14 protein-coding genes are annotated in these 15,150 nt (G+C 70.2%); 12 read left to right on the forward strand and 2 right to left on the reverse strand.

Annotated elements, in window-relative coordinates; all coding sequences use genetic code 11:
• Positions 1-399, forward strand: a 399-nt coding sequence (locus ITJ56_RS10840; RefSeq protein WP_194630630.1) for a fructose-bisphosphatase class II, incomplete at its 5' end; no start/stop codon positions are given.
• 4 nt (positions 400-403) lie between these two features.
• Here ITJ56_RS10840 and ITJ56_RS10845 read toward each other — a convergent pair.
• Positions 404-1,666 carry a DNA recombination protein RmuC gene (locus ITJ56_RS10845; protein ID WP_194630631.1) on the reverse strand — a complete coding sequence of 421 codons (1,263 nt, stop codon included), beginning with the start codon at positions 1,664-1,666 and terminating at the stop codon, positions 404-406.
• Positions 1,667-1,833: 167 nt separating this feature from the next.
• Between ITJ56_RS10845 and iolC the strand changes: the two genes are divergently transcribed.
• The 11 genes from iolC to ITJ56_RS10900 all read left to right on the forward strand — a co-directional run bounded on the left by iolC (position 1,834) and on the right by ITJ56_RS10900 (position 14,147).
• Entirely contained in the window at positions 1,834-2,844 is a 1,011-nt protein-coding gene (iolC, locus tag ITJ56_RS10850; RefSeq protein WP_194630632.1) for a 5-dehydro-2-deoxygluconokinase, read from the forward strand.
• Positions 2,837-3,826, forward strand: coding sequence for a class I fructose-bisphosphate aldolase (locus tag ITJ56_RS10855; protein WP_194630633.1), 990 nt, complete (start codon positions 2,837-2,839; stop codon positions 3,824-3,826). Before iolC ends, ITJ56_RS10855 begins: the two co-directional genes overlap by 8 nt.
• Positions 3,823-5,334 (forward strand): CoA-acylating methylmalonate-semialdehyde dehydrogenase, encoded by a 1,512-nt coding sequence (locus ITJ56_RS10860; protein WP_194630634.1) that lies wholly within the window; start codon positions 3,823-3,825, stop codon positions 5,332-5,334. Before ITJ56_RS10855 ends, ITJ56_RS10860 begins: the two co-directional genes overlap by 4 nt.
• A gap of 8 nt (positions 5,335-5,342) precedes the next feature.
• The gene (gene iolB, locus ITJ56_RS10865; RefSeq protein WP_194630635.1) at positions 5,343-6,281 is read left to right on the forward strand and encodes a 5-deoxy-glucuronate isomerase; all 939 of its coding nucleotides are present in this window, start codon (positions 5,343-5,345) and stop codon (positions 6,279-6,281) included.
• Positions 6,282-6,316: 35 nt separating this feature from the next.
• Positions 6,317-8,206: a 3D-(3,5/4)-trihydroxycyclohexane-1,2-dione acylhydrolase (decyclizing) gene (gene iolD / locus ITJ56_RS10870; protein ID WP_194630760.1), complete on the forward strand. Its 1,890-nt coding sequence runs from the start codon at positions 6,317-6,319 to the stop codon at positions 8,204-8,206.
• 33 nt (positions 8,207-8,239) lie between these two features.
• Positions 8,240-9,193 (forward strand): sugar phosphate isomerase/epimerase family protein, encoded by a 954-nt coding sequence (locus tag ITJ56_RS10875; RefSeq protein WP_194630636.1) that lies wholly within the window; start codon positions 8,240-8,242, stop codon positions 9,191-9,193.
• Positions 9,194-9,235: 42 nt separating this feature from the next.
• Positions 9,236-10,309, forward strand: coding sequence for a Gfo/Idh/MocA family protein (locus ITJ56_RS10880; RefSeq protein WP_194630637.1), 1,074 nt, complete (start codon positions 9,236-9,238; stop codon positions 10,307-10,309).
• 3 nt (positions 10,310-10,312) lie between these two features.
• The gene (locus ITJ56_RS10885) at positions 10,313-11,182 is read left to right on the forward strand and encodes a sugar phosphate isomerase/epimerase family protein (protein WP_194630638.1); all 870 of its coding nucleotides are present in this window, start codon (positions 10,313-10,315) and stop codon (positions 11,180-11,182) included.
• Positions 11,179-12,291 carry a transaldolase family protein gene (locus ITJ56_RS10890; protein WP_194630639.1) on the forward strand — a complete coding sequence of 371 codons (1,113 nt, stop codon included), beginning with the start codon at positions 11,179-11,181 and terminating at the stop codon, positions 12,289-12,291. The genes ITJ56_RS10885 and ITJ56_RS10890 overlap by 4 nt, the downstream gene beginning before the upstream one ends.
• Positions 12,292-12,483: 192 nt before the next feature.
• A complete protein-coding gene (locus tag ITJ56_RS10895; RefSeq protein WP_194630640.1) occupies positions 12,484-13,677 on the forward strand; it encodes a Gfo/Idh/MocA family protein in 1,194 nt (397 codons plus the stop codon).
• Positions 13,678-13,739: 62 nt separating this feature from the next.
• Positions 13,740-14,147 (forward strand): tautomerase family protein, encoded by a 408-nt coding sequence (locus tag ITJ56_RS10900; RefSeq protein WP_071405737.1) that lies wholly within the window; start codon positions 13,740-13,742, stop codon positions 14,145-14,147.
• Positions 14,148-14,349: 202 nt separating this feature from the next.
• Here ITJ56_RS10900 and ITJ56_RS10905 read toward each other — a convergent pair whose 3' ends face one another.
• Positions 14,350-15,108, reverse strand: a complete 759-nt coding sequence (locus ITJ56_RS10905; RefSeq protein WP_194630641.1) for a GntR family transcriptional regulator — start codon at positions 15,106-15,108, stop codon at positions 14,350-14,352.
• Positions 15,109-15,150: the final 42 nt, after the last annotated feature.

Genomic DNA, 15,150 nt, shown 5'->3' on the forward strand with positions numbered 1-15,150 from the left:
CTGCTCGACGGCGACGTCGCCGGTGGCATCGCCGCCGCCCTGCCCGGCTCGACGATCGACATGTGCGTCGGTGTCGGGGGCACACCGGAGGGCATCATCACGGCGTGCGCGATCAAGGCGCTCGGCGGGGTGCTCCTCGGCAAGCTCCAGCCGAAGGACGACGAGGAGCGCGAGCGCGCCGTCGCCGCCGGCCACGACCTGGACAAGGTCCTCGACCAGGACGACCTGGTCACGGGCGACAACACCTTCTTCGTCGCGACGGGGGTCACCGACGGTGTCCTGGTCGACGGCGTCCGTCGCTCGCGCGGTGTGATCCACACGGACTCGCTCGTGCTGCGGTCCCGCTCGAACACCATCCGCCGGATCCAGGCGGACCACCGTGCGGAGAAGTGGTTCTAGGCCGCTAGTCGTCGTCGACCGCGCCGACGAGCTCGGGCGCCGTGAGCAGCCGCGGTTCGTCCTCGATCGATGACGGGTCGGCGATGACCTTCGACTCGTCGAGCAGGGACAGCCGACGGGCACTGGGCAGCACCTGGCGTTCGAGCGACCCCACGAAGCGGTTGTAGTCGACGACCGAACCGCGGATCGAGCGGCCGAGCTTGTCGACGTGTCCCGCCATGGTCGACAGCCGGCCGTAGAGCTCGCGGGAGACCTTGAAGAGCTCGTGCGCCTCTTGCGAGACGACGTCCTGCTGCCACGAGAACGCCACGGTCTTGAGCACCGACCAAAGGGTCACAGGTGAGGCGAGCGCGATGCGCTTGCGGAAGGCGTGGTCGAGCAGACCGGGATCGGCGGCCAGGGCGCTCGAGATGAGTGACTCGGACGGGATGAAGGCGACGGTGAGCTCGGGGGAGGCGTCGTACCCGGTCCAGTACTCCCGTGCGGCCAGGGCGTCGACGTGCGCCCGGAGCGCCTTGACGTGCTGCGCGATGAGCTGGTCACGTCGAGCTGCCTCGGCGCCGGTGGCCGACGCCGGGATCTCGGCGGCCTGCAGGTAGGCGCTGAAGGGCACCTTGGCGTCGACGGCGATGGTCTTGCCACCGGGCAGGTGCACCACCATGTCCGGGCGCGCGGTCCCGACGGCGGTGGTGACGGAGGACTGCACGTCGAAGTCGACCCGCTCGAGCAAGCCCGCTGCCTCGACCACGTTGCGCAGCTGGGTCTCGCCCCAGACCCCGCGCGTGCTGTTCGACGACAGGGCGCTCGCCAGGGTGTCGGCGGTGGCCCGAAGGCGTTCCTCGGACTCGGCGGCCGATCGCAGCTGGGCCGACAGCGCGCCGTACTGCTCGCTCCGGGCCTGCTCGAGCTCGGCGATCTTCGTGCGCATCACGTCGAGGGTCTGCGCCACCGGGCTGAGGGCCGACAGCACCTTCGACTCGTTCTGGTTCCGCGCGGCATCCACGCCGTGCATGCGCTGCACCAGGTGTTCGAGTTCGGCGGACCGCCGTTCGAGCGAGTCGACCTGGCGGCGGTACTGCGTGTCCTGCGCGTCGAGCCGTTCCTCGGCGTCGTGCCGGACTGCGTCGAGCTGTCCGCGGAGCGCCTCGGCCGTCGCACGGGACGAGGCGGCGTCGATGCCGGCGCGCGAGCGGGCGAGCGACCAGGCGACGACCGCACCGACGGCGATACCGATCACGAGACCGATGACCAGGGCGAGGATCTGCATGTCGTGACCTTGGCAGGACCCACCGACACCGCGCCTCCCGGCACTCCGACGCGACCCACGGGACCAGCGGGAGAACCCCCGAAACCCATGTCATGACATTAGGGCAAACAGGGTGTACAGTCGTGATCGTCCGCCGATGAAGCCGCACGGAAGGTCCACCGCGTCGCATGACGAACCAAGCTCCCCACGCCTACGACGTGATCACGATGGGACGCGTCAGCGTCGACATCTACCCGCAGCAGACCGGCCCGCTCGAGGACGTCTCGACCTTCTCGAAGTCCGTCGGCGGCAGTGCCACGAACGTCGCGATCGCAGCTGCCCGGCACGGAGCCGACGCCGCGGTGATCACCCGGACGGGCAACGACCCGTTCGGCCGCTACATCGCCCGCACCCTGCCGGAGTTCGGCGTCGCGAACGCCTTCGTCGAGACGGTCGAGGGCCTGAACACGTCCGTCGCCTTCTGCGAGATCTTCCCGCCGGACGACTTCCCGCTCTACTTCTACCGGGCCCCGAAGGCGCCGGACCTGATGATCACGGCGAAGTCCCTGCCGTTGCACGAGATCGAGCGGGCGAAGATCTTCTGGACCACGGTGACCGGCCTGAGCGAAGAGCCGAGCCGACAGGCGCACCACGTGGCATTGAGGGCGCGGAGCGAAGCGACGCTTGCCCGAGGGATGCACACCGTGCTCGACCTGGACTACCGGTCGATGTTCTGGTCGAGCCCCGAGGCCGCGACGCGCGAGGTCGCCGTCGCTCTCGAGCACGCCACCGTCGCCGTCGGCAACCGTGAGGAGTGCGAGGTCGCCGTCGGTGAGACCGACCCGGTCCGTGCCGCCGACGCGCTGCTCGAGCGCGGGGTCGAGATCGCCATCGTCAAGCAGGGGCCGAAGGGCGTCCTGGCGAAGACCCGCGACGAGTTCGTCGAGTTCCGGCCGCACCACATCGACGTCGTGAACGGGCTCGGATCGGGCGACGGCTTCGGCGGCGCGCTCACCCACGGCCTGCTGCAGGGCTGGAGCCTCGAACGGATCCTGGCCTTCTGCAACGCCGCCGGCGCCATCGTCGCGACGCGGTTCGAGTGCTCGACGGCGATGCCGACGAGCGACGAGATCGAGCAGTTCCTGACCGACAACCCAGCCGAGGGCACGACCAGCACCGAGGAGAAGACCCATGCCTGAGCTCAGCCCCGCTGACTTCCAGCGCCTCCGCGACATCCGTGCCGGCCAGCCCGACCTGGTGCGTGCCACGCTCGACGCCCGCCGCAAGCGCTCCCTGCTCGCCGACGACGGCAAGCTCTTCATCGTCGCCGCCGACCACCCCGCACGCGGCGCCCTGGCGGTGCGCGACGACGAGTCCGCGATGGCCGACCGCTACGACCTGCTCGAGCGGCTCGTCACCGCGCTCGGTCGCCCTGGGGTCGACGGAGTGCTCGGCACGCCCGACATCCTCGAGGACCTGGCACTGCTCGGTGCCCTCGACGGCAAGGTCGTCGTCGGGTCGATGAACCGCGGTGGGCTGCGCGGTGCCACGTTCGAGATGGACGACCGGTACACGGCGTACTCGGCGCAGGCCATCAAGGACTCCGGGCTCGACTTCGCCAAGCTGCTGGTGCGCATCGCCCTGGAGGACTCGGGCACCGCACCGACGCTCGAGGCCACGGCCCGCGCGGTCAGCGAGGCCGCGGCGCTCCAGCTGCCGATCATGCTCGAGCCGTTCATGTCCGAGTGGCGGGACGGCCGGGTCGTGAACGACCTGTCCGCCGACGCCGTGATCACCTCGATGGCGATCGCTGCCGGCCTCGGCGAGTCCAGCGCCTACAGCTGGCTCAAGATCCCCGTCGTCGACGACATGGAGCGCGTGATGGCCGCGACGACGCTGCCGACGCTGCTGCTCGGCGGCGACCCCGCTTCGCGGCCCCTTGAGACGTACGCGAAGTGGGCTGACGCCCTGGCCCTCCCCGGCGTCCGCGGCCTGGTCGTGGGACGCACACTGCTCTACCCATCGGACGGCGACGTCGCCGCCGCCGTGGACGTGGCCGCCGGTCTCGTCCACAGCCAGGAGGCCCGGGGCGGGTTCTCCACAGATGCCCACGACCCAGCCGCACGGCGCGCGGGCGCCACCACCATGGACTCGTCCATCCCGGAAGGAAGCAACGCATGACGCTCACCGACACGACCACCACCACCGTCGGGCACTGGATCGACGGCAAGCGCGTCGAATCGGCGTCGGGCAACACCGCCCCCGTGTACGACCCGGCGCTCGGCGTCGTGTCCAAGCAGGTCGCGCTGGCCGACGAGTCCGAGATCCAGGCGGCCATCGGGAGCGCCAAGGCGGCGTTCCCCGGGTGGAGCAACCTGTCGCTGGCCAAGCGCCAGGCGATCCTGTTCTCGTTCCGCGAGATCCTGAACCGCGACAAGGCCGAGCTGGCCGAGATCATCACGAGCGAGCACGGCAAGGTCATCGACGACGCCCTGGGTGAGATCGCCCGTGGGCAAGAGGTCGTGGAGCTCGCCACCAACATCCCGAGCCTGATGAAGGGCGAGTTCTCCGATCAGGTCTCGACCGGCATCGACGTCTACTCGATCCGCCAGCCGCTCGGCGTCGTGGGCATCATCAGCCCGTTCAACTTCCCGGCGATGGTGCCGCTCTGGTTCCTGCCGATCGCGATCGCCGCGGGCAACACCGTCGTGCTGAAGCCGAGCGAGAAGGACCCGTCGGCCGCCATCTGGCTGGCGGAGAAGTTCAAGGAGGCCGGCCTGCCCGACGGCGTGTTCAACGTGCTGAACGGCGACAAGCTCTCCGTCGACGGCCTGCTCACCAGCCCCGACGTCGAGTCGATCTCGTTCGTCGGCTCCACGCCCATCGCGCAGTACGTCTACGAGACCGGCACGAAGCACGGCAAGCGCGTGCAGGCCCTCGGCGGCGCGAAGAACCACATGCTGGTGCTGCCGGACGCCGACCTCGACCTGGTCGCCGACAACGCCATCAACGCCGGCTTCGGCTCGGCCGGTGAGCGCTGCATGGCGATCTCGGTCGTCGTCGCCGTCGAGCCGGTGGCGGACGAGCTCATCCAGAAGATCACGGAGCGCGCGGCGACCCTGCGCATCGGCGACGGTCGTCGCGGGTGCGACATGGGGCCGCTCGTCACGAAGCAGCACCGTGACAAGGTCGCCTCGTACATCGAGGTCGCAGAGCAGGACGGTGCGGTGGTTGTGGTGGACGGCCGCACCGTCCGACCCGACGGCGACGAGAACGGCTTCTGGCTGGGCCCGACGCTGATCGACCAGGTGCCCACCACCAGCCGCGTCTACACCGAGGAGATCTTCGGCCCGGTGCTGAGCGTCGTCCGCGTCGCCACCTACGAAGAGGGCCTCGAGCTCATCAACTCCGGCGCGTACGGCAACGGCACCGCCATCTTCACGAACGACGGTGGCGCCGCCCGCCGGTTCCAGCGTGACGTGCAGGTCGGCATGATCGGCATCAACGTCCCGATCCCGGTGCCCGTCGCCTACTACTCGTTCGGTGGCTGGAAGAACTCGCTGTTCGGCGATCACAAGGCGTACGGCGCCGACGGCGTGAGCTTCTTCACCCGTCAGAAGGCGATCACGAGCCGCTGGCTCGACCCGTCGCACGGCGGCATCAACCTCGGCTTCCCGTCGAACAACTGACGCGCAGCATGGCGAACGAACAGCACCAGCACCAGCACGACCAGTGGTTCATCCCGGCGGGCTCCCGGCCCGAGGCGGGCTGGACCGACGTGGTCGACGGTCGCATCGAGGGGTGGGCGCACACCGGTCTCCGGACGGGCGCGCTGACCGACGGGGGCGAGCTGCGCCTCCCGGCCGACGCCGTGGAGCGCATCGTCGTGCCGCTCGCCGGGTCGTTCCACGTGGCCTACTCGGGCGCCGCCGGTGACGGCGAGCAGGTCCTGCAGGGGCGGGGGAGCGTCTTCGACGGCCCCACCGACGTCCTGTACCTGGGCTCCGGCTCCGCGGCCAGCATCACCGGCAACGGTCGGTTCGCCGTCGCCGAGGCGCCCACCGACACCGTCAAGCCGACCACGTACGTGGCCCGGCCGGACGTGCCGGTGGAGCTCCGCGGCGCCGGGCAGTCGAGCCGCCAGGTGCACAACTTCGGCACCCCGGCCGCGCTCGACGCCGTCAAGTTCATCGTGTGCGAGGTCATCACGCCGGCCGGCAACTGGTCGTCGTACCCGCCGCACAAGCACGACACGAACGTGCCCGGCTCCGAGTCCAACCTCGAGGAGATCTACTACTACCAGTCGGCGGTGTCCCGCGGCCTCGAGCAGATCGGGCCGGAGGCCGCCGACCCCTTCGCGCTGCACCGCACGTACGCGTCGGACGGCCGAGCGATCGACGAGTTCCGCCAGGTCCGGACCGGTGACATCGCCCTGGTGCCGTACGGCTGGCACGGCCCGGCCGTCGCCGCTCCGGGCTACGACATGTACTACCTGAACGTGATGGCCGGGCCCGACCCGGAGCGCGTCTGGAACATCACCGACGACCCCGCCCACGGCTGGGTCCGGCAGGCGTGGGCGAGCGAGCAGCTCGACCCGCGACTGCCCTATGCGCACGAGCAGAAGGAGGACGCGTGACCACCACCACGCGCCAGGCCGGCGAGACCCGCCGGATGACCGTCGGCCAGGCACTCGTCGAGTTCCTCGCCAACCAGTGGACCGTCGACGGCGACGTCCGCGAACGCACCATCCCGGGGATCTTCGGCATCTTCGGGCACGGCAACGTCGCCGGTGTCGGTCAGGCGATCAAGCAGCTCCACGTCGAGCAGCCCGGCCTGTTGCCGTACCACCAGGCCCGCAACGAGCAGGCGATGGTGCACGAGGCCGTCGGCTTCGCCCGGATGCACCGCCGCCGCGCGACCTACGCGTCGACGGCCTCCGTCGGTCCAGGTGCGGCGAACATGCTGACCGGCGCCGCGCTCGCGACGACGAACCGGCTGCCGGCCCTGCTGCTGCCGTCGGACACCTTCGCCACGCGCACCACCGACCCGGTACTCCAGCAGATCGAGTTGCCGCACGACACGTCGTTGCAGGTCACCGACGCCTTCCGACCGCTGTCCCGCTACTTCGACCGCGTCGAGCGGCCGGAGCAGCTGTTCTCGATCGCCCTCGCGGCGATGCGGGTGCTCACCGACCCGGCCGAGACCGGTGCCGTGACGATCGCCCTGCCCGAGGACGTCCAGGCGGAAGAGTTCGACGTCCCCGTCGCGTTCTTGCAGCCACGCGAGTGGCACATCCGTCGCCCCCTGCCCGAGCGCGGCCCACTCGAGCGTGCGGTGGCCGCGATCCGCGCCGGCAAGCGCCCGGTCATCGTGGCCGGCGGCGGGGTGCTCTACTCGGACGCCGCTGACGAGCTCCGCGCGTTCGTCGAGGCCACCGGCATCCCCGTCGGCACCTCGCAGGCCGGTGGCGGCTCCCTGGTCTGGGACCACCCGCAGTACCTGGGCGGGATCGGTGCGACCGGCACCGCGGCGGCGAACGCGATCGCTGCCCAGGCCGACGTCGTCATCGGCATCGGCACCCGGTACAGCGACTTCACGACGGCGTCGCGCACCGCGTTCCAGAACCCGGACGTCACGTTCGTCAACGTCAACGTCGCCGCGTTCGACGCCTACAAGCACGGCTCGCAGCTGCCGCTGATCGCGGACGCCCGGGAGGCGCTGGTCGCCCTGACCGAGTCGCTCACCTCGGACACTGCGTACGTCGTCGAGCCCGGCTACGCGTCCGAGATCGCCTCGCTGAAAGCGGCGTGGGACGCTGCGGTCGACGGCGCGTTCGCGCCGTCCGGCGCGGATCTGCCCGGCCAGCCGGAGATCATCGGGGCAGTGCAGTCGGTCTCCGACCCGCGCGACGTCGTGATCCAGGCGGCGGGGTCGCTGCCCGGCGACCTGCACAAGCTCTGGCGAGTGCGCGACGAGCTCGGGTACCACGTCGAGTACGCGTTCTCGTGCATGGGCTACGAGATCGCCGGCGGCATCGGCGTCCGTCGGGGTGCGCCGGACCGCGACGCCATCGTGATGGTCGGCGACGGCAGCTACCTCATGCTGCACACCGAGCTCGTCACCGCCGTGGCCGAGGGCATCAAGATCATCGTCGTGCTCATCCAGAACCACGGGTACGCGTCGATCGGGCACCTGTCCGAGACCGTCGGCTCCGAGCGCTTCGGCACGAAGTACCGCTACCTCGACGAGACCGAGTCGTTCGAGAACGGGGAGCCGCTCCCCGTCGACCTCGCCGCCAACGCCCGCTCGTACGGCGTCGACGTCATCGAGGTGCAGCCCGGCCCGGACAGCATCGAGGACCTGAAGGCCGCGCTGCGTCAGGCGAAGGCGAACGACCACACGACCCTGGTGCACATCAACTCCGACCCGCTGGTCTACGCCCCCGAGGGTGACGGCTGGTGGGACGTGCCGGTCGCGCAGACCTCCACCCTCCCCAGCACCCAGGCCGCCCGCGCCGAGTACGAGCAGCAGGTCGCCGCACAGCGTCCGCTGCTCGGCTGAACCGTTCACGAGACAGAAAGCGACAGCGACGTCATGACCGACACCGCCACCCCCATCGGCAGCCCCGCCACCGACGCGGCGTCCGCCTCGATCCGCATCGGCACCGCCCCCGACTCGTGGGGCGTCTGGTTCCCGGACGACCCGAAGCAGGTGCCGTGGCAGCGGTTCCTCGACGAGGCGTCCGCCGCCGGGTACGAGTGGATCGAGCTCGGCCCGTACGGCTACCTGCCGACCGACCCGTCACAGCTGTCCGACGAGCTCGAGTCCCGCGGGCTCAAGCTGTCGGCGGGCACGGTGTTCACGGGATTCCACAAGGGCGAGGACCAGTTCCAGCGTGCATGGGACCAGGCCGTCGCCGTGGCGGGCCTGGCCGCGAAGCTCGGGGCCCAGCACCTGGTGACGATCCCCGACCTGTGGCGCTCGGACGCCACGGAAGAGGTGCTCGAGGCGCGCACGCTCACCGACGAGCAGTGGGAGCGCCTCGGCAAGGGCCACGACCAGCTCGGCAAGGCCCTGCTCGAGGAGTTCGGCGTCCACCAGCAGTTCCACACCCACGCGGACAGCCACGTCGGTACCTACAAGGAGACCGTGCGGTTCCTCGAGGTGACGAACCCCGAGTACACAAACCTCTGCCTCGACACCGGCCACTTCGCGTACTACGGCGGCGACAACCTCAAGCTCATCGCCGCCCACCCGGAGCGCATCGGCTACCTGCACCTCAAGCAGGTCGACACCGACCTGCTGTTCGACGTGCTGAAGAACGACGTGCCGTTCGCCACCGCCGTGTCGCAGGGCATCATGACCGAGCCGCCGCACGGCACCCCGGAGCTCGCCCCGATCATCGAGGCGGTCGCGGCGATCAACCCGGAGATCTTCGGCATCGTGGAGCAGGACATGTACGGCTGCTCCGTCGACGCTCCCGGCCCGATCGCCGAGCGCACCTTCCAGCACATCTTCGGCTCCACGTCCGCCGCACGCGCCTCCTGACGCGCCGTCCAGCAGCGTCATCAACCCCAGGAGAACATCACCATGACCACCACGCAGAACCTCCGCGTCGCCGTCGTCGGCGCCGGCATGATGGGCGCCGACCACGTCCGACGCATCACCGCCAAGATCTCGAACGCCGACGTCGTCGCCGTCGTCGAGCCGGACCAGGCCCGTGCCGCCGCGGCCGCCGCCCTGGCACCGGGCGCGATCACCGCCGCGTCCTTCGACGAAGCGCTCGAGCAGACGGAGATCGACGGCGTCATCATCGCGACGCCCGGCTTCCTGCACGAGCCGATCCTGGTCACGGCCCTCGAGCGCGGGCTCACCGTGCTGTGCGAGAAGCCGCTCACGACCAGCGCCGAGGACTCCCTGCGCATCGTCGAGCTCGAGCAGCAGCACGCCGCCCGCCCGGTGATCCAGGTCGGCTTCATGCGCCGCTTCGACAGGGGCTACCAGGAACTCAAGGCCCTGCGCGAGTCCGGGGCCAACGGCGCCCTGCTCGCCCTGCACCACGCGCACCGCAACCCGACGACCCCGCCGAACTTCAGCGAGTCGATGCTCATCCACGACTCGGTGATCCACGAGATCGACATCATCCCGTTCCTGACCGGCGAACCCATCACCAGCGTCGAGGTGAAGAAGCCGCGCAAGAACTCCCTCGCGCCGGCGGACCTGCCCGAGCCGCAGTTCGTCCTGTTCACCACCGAGTCCGGCACCATGGCGATCGTCGAGATCAACGTGAACGCCCAGTTCGGTTACCAGGTGACCACCGACGCCGTGTTCGAGTCCGGTGTCGCGTACATCGGCCGCGACACCTCGCTGTCCCTCGCCGCCGCCGGTGCGACCTCGCAGGGTGTGACCCCGTCGTTCAAGGAGCGCTTCGGTGCGGCCTACGACGAAGAGGTGCAGCGCTGGGTCGACGCAGCGCGGCTCGGCGGCATCGACGGCCCGAGCGCCTGGGACGGCTACACCGCGTCCGTCGTCGCCGAGGTCGCCGTCCGTGCGCAGCAGTCCGGTGCGCACGAGACCGTCGAGTACGCGGTCACGAAGCCGGCGTTCTACGACGTGACGTCCGACGCAGCAGCGGGTGCTGCCGCCGCGCTCGCCGGGGCCTGATCGATGCCGAAGATCGCCCTCGACCCGACCCCGTTCCACCACGACCTGTCACTGCTCGAGTTCCCGCGCAAGGTGGCGGACCTCGGCTACGAGTACCTGCAGCTGACGCCCCACAAGGACTTCATCCCCTTCTACCGGCACCCCAAGGCCGACGACGACCTGGTCGACGCGTTCGCCGCGGCCTGCCGTGACGCCGGGGTCCAGGTCGCGAGCGTCCTGCCCGTCCTCCGCTGGTCGGGGCCGGACGCGGATGCGCGCGAAGCCGCGGTGCGGAAGTGGAAGCGGGTCATCGAGATCACGAAGCGCCTCGGCGTGGACACCATCAACACGGAGTTCTCCGGCCGCCCCGAACGCGCCGAGGAATCCGAGGACCGGTTCTACCGGTCGATGGAGGAACTGCTGCCGATCATCGAGGGCGCGGACATCCGGGTGCTCATCGATCCCCACCCCGACGACTTCGTCGAGGACGGGCTCGAGGCGCTCCGGGTCATCCGCGGCCTGAACTCGAAGCACATCGGGTTCGTCTACGTCGCCTGCCACACGTTCCACTACGGCGGGAACATGGACGAGATCATCGACGCCGCCGGTGACTCGCTGCAGCTCGTCCACGTCGCCGACGCGTACGACCACCGTCGCTCGCACGGCCTCCGCTACATCACCAACCCGCCCGGCAATCCGGTCCGCGTGCACCAGCACCTGCCGATCGGCCAGGCCGATGTCGACTTCGACGCGTTCTGGGCGGCGCTCGACCGGGTCGGTTTCTCGGCACGCGAGGACACCGTCGCAGTCTCCAGCGTCTTCGCCGAGGACGAGAACGCCGACGCGGTGTCGCGGTTCCAGCTCGACACGATCACGAAGGGACTCCACCGATGAGCACCACCCTCGAGACTCCGGCGTCCACGGACGCCGACACCCGTCCCGTCACCCTGCAGGCCGCGGAGCAGACCCCGACCGCCCTGTGGAACGACTCCGCCGATCCGCGCGAGCTGTCGACCGCCATCCACGAGTACGGCGCCGTCGGGGCAACTTGCAACCCGGTGATCGCGTACACCTGCATCCAGCAGGACCCGGACACCTGGGTGCCGCGCATCCGCGAGATCGCCGCCGAGTACCCGACGGCGGGGGAGTCCTGGATCGGCTGGAAGGCCGTCGAGGAGCTCTCCATCGCCGCCGCGGCGCAGCTGCTGCCCGCGTTCGAGGCGTCCGGCGGCCGGAACGGTCGACTGTCCATGCAGACCGACCCCCGGTTCCACCGCGACGCCGACGCGCTCGTCGAGCAGGCCGTCCGGTTCTCGCAGCTCGCACCGAACATCATCGTGAAGATCCCCGCCACGAAGGTCGGCATCGCCGCGATCGAGGAGGCCGCCTACCGCGGTGTCTCGATCAACGCGACGGTGTCGTTCACGGTGCCGCAGGTCGTCGCCGTGGGCGAGGCCATCGAGCGGGCACTCGACCGCCGTGCTGCCGAGGGCAAGCCCGAGCAGGAGTTCGGGCACGTCGTCACCCTGATGGCCGGGCGCTTCGACGACTGGCTGAAGACCGTCGTGAAGCGCGACCACGTGATGGTCGACCCTGGCATCCTCGAGTGGGCCGGTGTCGCCGCGGTGAAGAACGCCTACCGCGTCTTCCAGGAGCGCGGGTTCCGTTCGCGCGTGCTGGTCGCCGCGTTCCGCAACGCACTGCAGTGGTCGGAGTTCCAGGGCGGTGACCTGGTGGTGTCGCCGCCGTTCCAGTGGACGAAGGACATCAACGACAACGCGTTCCCCTTCCGTCCGCACGCCATCGACGACGAGGTCCCCGTGCACGTGATCGAGGCGCTGCGGGCCGCGACGCCGGAGTTCGCCCGCGGCTACGACGTGGACGGCATGACGATCGACGAGTTCGACCGCTTCGGTGCGACCGTGACGACGCTGCGGCAGTTCCTGGACGCGGACGCCAAGCTCGACGCGCTGGTCCGCGACATCATGGTCCCCGCGGTCTGAGCCGCGGTCCGATCCGCGGTCGGAACCACGGGTCGCGCCCCGCGCGCTGACGCACCAGCCTGGAGGCCCGGTGCCGGTCCCCGAGACCGGCACCGGGCCTCCATGCGGTGGGTCATGTGCTGACAAAGGGAGCCGCATCGGTTAGGCTCGTTGGCGCGCTCCAATGCGCCCACCTGAACGAAGGAGTTCTCCATGGACAGCATCGGTGTCGGTCTCATCTCGGTCGGCTGGATGGGGCGGCTGCACTCGCGTGCCTACCGCGCACTGCCTGATCACTTCCCGGAGCTCGGCGTCCAGCCGCGGCTCGTCGTCGCGGCCGACCCGATCGAGGCCGCGCGCGACCAGGCGGTGACGCGACTCGGCTACGAGCGTGCCGTCGCCGACTACCGCGAGGTCCTCGCCGACCCGTCGGTCGACGTCGTGTCGATCTGTTCCCCGAACTTCCTGCACCGCGAGATGGCCGTCGCCGCGGCCGAGGCGGGCAAGCCCTTCTGGATCGAGAAGCCGATGGGTCGGTACGCCAGCGACTCCCGCTCCATCCACCAGGCCGTGCAGCGCGCCGGGGTCATCACGAGCGTCGGCTTCAACTACCGGCACGCCCCGGCGATCGAGCGCGCTCGTGAACTGGTCCGCAGCGGGCGACTCGGCCGGATCACGAATGTGCGCGGGTCGTTGCTCGCCGACTACTCGTCGGACCCGGCGGCCCCGCTGACCTGGCGCTTCGAGCGTGAGCGTGCCGGATCGGGTGTGCTCGGCGACCTGCTGTCGCACGGACTCGACCTGGCGCAGTACGTGGTCGGGCGGATCGCCTCGGTCAGTGCGCTCGCCGAGACGTTCATCGAGTCGCGACCCCGGCCGGGTACCGGCATCGTCGACCGCAGTGCGGCGGCGACGGGCGAACTGGGTGCCGTCGAGAACGAGGACTACGCCGCGCTGCTGTTCAGGTTCGAGGACGGTGCGGTCGGCACGATGGACTCGAGTCGGGTGATGCGCGGGCCGCACGCGGAGTACACGCTCGAGATCTACGGCACCCGCGGGTCCGTCCGGTGGGACTTCCAGCGCCTGAACGAGCTCGAGGTGTACCTGGACGGGCAGGAAATCGACGGGTACGCGACGCACTACGTCGCTGCGGGCGACGGCGAGTTCGCGCGGTTCCAGCCCGGGGCCGGGACGGCCATGGGGTACGACGACCTGAAGACCATCGAGGCGGCGCAGTTCATCGCCAGTGTGCGGCGCGGGGAGCAGCTCGCGCCCTCGGTCGCCGACGGCCTGGCTGCCGCATCCATCGTCGAGGCGGCCGAGGCGTCCCTGGTCGACGGTGCCTGGCACGAGGTCGCGCGTGTGGACGGTCCGCTCACGTACGGGGAGCCGACGCCGAGGATCTAGACACGACCGGGCGCCTTCTTGTTAGTATGTAAGGACAAAGTCCGAGCAACCAGGAGGCACCCATGCCGCTCGTCCGTATCGACCTCGCCACCGGCCGCACGCCGGAGGCCGTCCGTGGCATCGCCGACGCCATCCACCAGGCCATCGTCGACGTGTACGGGATCCCCGTGCGCGACCGGTTCCAGGTCATCACCGAGCACCCGGCGCAGCAGATCATCGCCGAGGACGCGGGGCTCGGGTTCGAGCGCACCGAGGGGGTCATCGTCATCCAGGTGTTCACGCAGCGCGGGCGGACCGACGAGGCGAAGGCGGCGCTGTACCGGGCGATCCACGATGCCCTCGCGGCGATCGGGGTCGCGTCCGAGGACGTCTTCATCGGCTACGTGGAGAACGGGCCGCAGGACTGGTCGTTCGGCTTCGGGCGCGCCCAGTACGTGACGGGCGAGCTCGGCGTGCCTGCGCTGGGGTGACGCGCTGCCGGCCGGCTGGCCGGTCACAACACCCCGCTCAGTTCCGCCGAGTAGGCGCAATCTGTCGGTTGCCGGGCGTCAGAGCGGCACTTCGTGACCACTCGGCGCACCCACGACGGCAAGTTGTGACCCCTCCGGGAGCGACCCCGAGCGACCCGAGCGACCCCGAGCCGCCCCGGGTGACAGAACGTGACCGGTCGGCCTACTTGTCGACGAGCGTGACCTCGAACGAGTACCGGTCGGGGCGGTAGCAGTGCACGCCGTACTCGACCGCGCGACCCGAGGCGTCGTACGCGGTTCGGCTCATCGTCAGCACCGGGTCGCCGTCCTCGATCTCGAGCAGGCCGGCCTCTTCGTCGGTCACCGCGCGCGCACCGATCCGCTGCTTGGCCACCCGCATCGTGACCCCTCGGCCCCGGAGCAGCTGGTACAGCCCGTGCGCCTGCAGATCGTCGTCGGTCAGGTCGAGGAACTCCGGCGGCAGGTAGTTCTCGAGGATCGCCATCGGGACGTCCTCAGCGAACCGCACGCGGCGGATGTGCGCGACGACCGTGCCGGGCTCGAGGCTGAGCGCCGCCGCGACATCGGCCGGCGCCGGGACGTCGTTGCGCTCGAGGAGCTTGGTCGCGGGGGCCTGTGCGCCCTGCGCCAGGTCGTCGTACAGGCTCGTCAGCTCGACCTTGCGCGTCACCGGCCCGTGCACGACCTGCGTCCCGATGCCGCGACGGCGCACGAGCAGGCCCTTGTCGACGAGGTCCTGGATCGCACGGCGGATCGTCGGGCGCGACAGGCCCAGACGCTCACCGAGGGCGATCTCGTTCTCGAGCCGGGCGCCGGGTGGCATCGCGCCGGAGCGGATCGACTCCTCGATGCGCGAGGCGACCTGGAAGTAGAGGGGCATGGGACCCGACCGGTCCAGGTCCATGAACAGGTCGGACGGCAGCTGGCCTTCGTTGGTCATCGCGGTCCTTCACACGTGCGGGATGCCGGCGTCGGTGCCGAC

The sequence above is a fragment of the Curtobacterium sp. VKM Ac-1376 genome (assembly GCF_015351025.1).
In the GTDB taxonomy this organism is placed as follows: domain Bacteria; phylum Actinomycetota; class Actinomycetes; order Actinomycetales; family Microbacteriaceae; genus Curtobacterium.

Coding starts and splice junctions, on each gene's coding strand:
- ITJ56_RS10845 (WP_194630631.1), bottom strand. CDS start 1,666: ATGCAGATCCTCGCCCTGGTCATCGGTCTCGTGATCGGTATCGCCGTC.
- iolC (WP_194630632.1), top strand. CDS start 1,834: ATGACGAACCAAGCTCCCCACGCCTACGACGTGATCACGATGGGACGC.
- ITJ56_RS10855 (WP_194630633.1), top strand. CDS start 2,837: ATGCCTGAGCTCAGCCCCGCTGACTTCCAGCGCCTCCGCGACATCCGT.
- ITJ56_RS10860 (WP_194630634.1), top strand. CDS start 3,823: ATGACGCTCACCGACACGACCACCACCACCGTCGGGCACTGGATCGAC.
- iolB (WP_194630635.1), top strand. CDS start 5,343: ATGGCGAACGAACAGCACCAGCACCAGCACGACCAGTGGTTCATCCCG.
- iolD (WP_194630760.1), top strand. CDS start 6,317: ATGACCGTCGGCCAGGCACTCGTCGAGTTCCTCGCCAACCAGTGGACC.
- ITJ56_RS10875 (WP_194630636.1), top strand. CDS start 8,240: ATGACCGACACCGCCACCCCCATCGGCAGCCCCGCCACCGACGCGGCG.
- ITJ56_RS10880 (WP_194630637.1), top strand. CDS start 9,236: ATGACCACCACGCAGAACCTCCGCGTCGCCGTCGTCGGCGCCGGCATG.
- ITJ56_RS10885 (WP_194630638.1), top strand. CDS start 10,313: ATGCCGAAGATCGCCCTCGACCCGACCCCGTTCCACCACGACCTGTCA.
- ITJ56_RS10890 (WP_194630639.1), top strand. CDS start 11,179: ATGAGCACCACCCTCGAGACTCCGGCGTCCACGGACGCCGACACCCGT.
- ITJ56_RS10895 (WP_194630640.1), top strand. CDS start 12,484: ATGGACAGCATCGGTGTCGGTCTCATCTCGGTCGGCTGGATGGGGCGG.
- ITJ56_RS10900 (WP_071405737.1), top strand. CDS start 13,740: ATGCCGCTCGTCCGTATCGACCTCGCCACCGGCCGCACGCCGGAGGCC.
- ITJ56_RS10905 (WP_194630641.1), bottom strand. CDS start 15,108: ATGACCAACGAAGGCCAGCTGCCGTCCGACCTGTTCATGGACCTGGAC.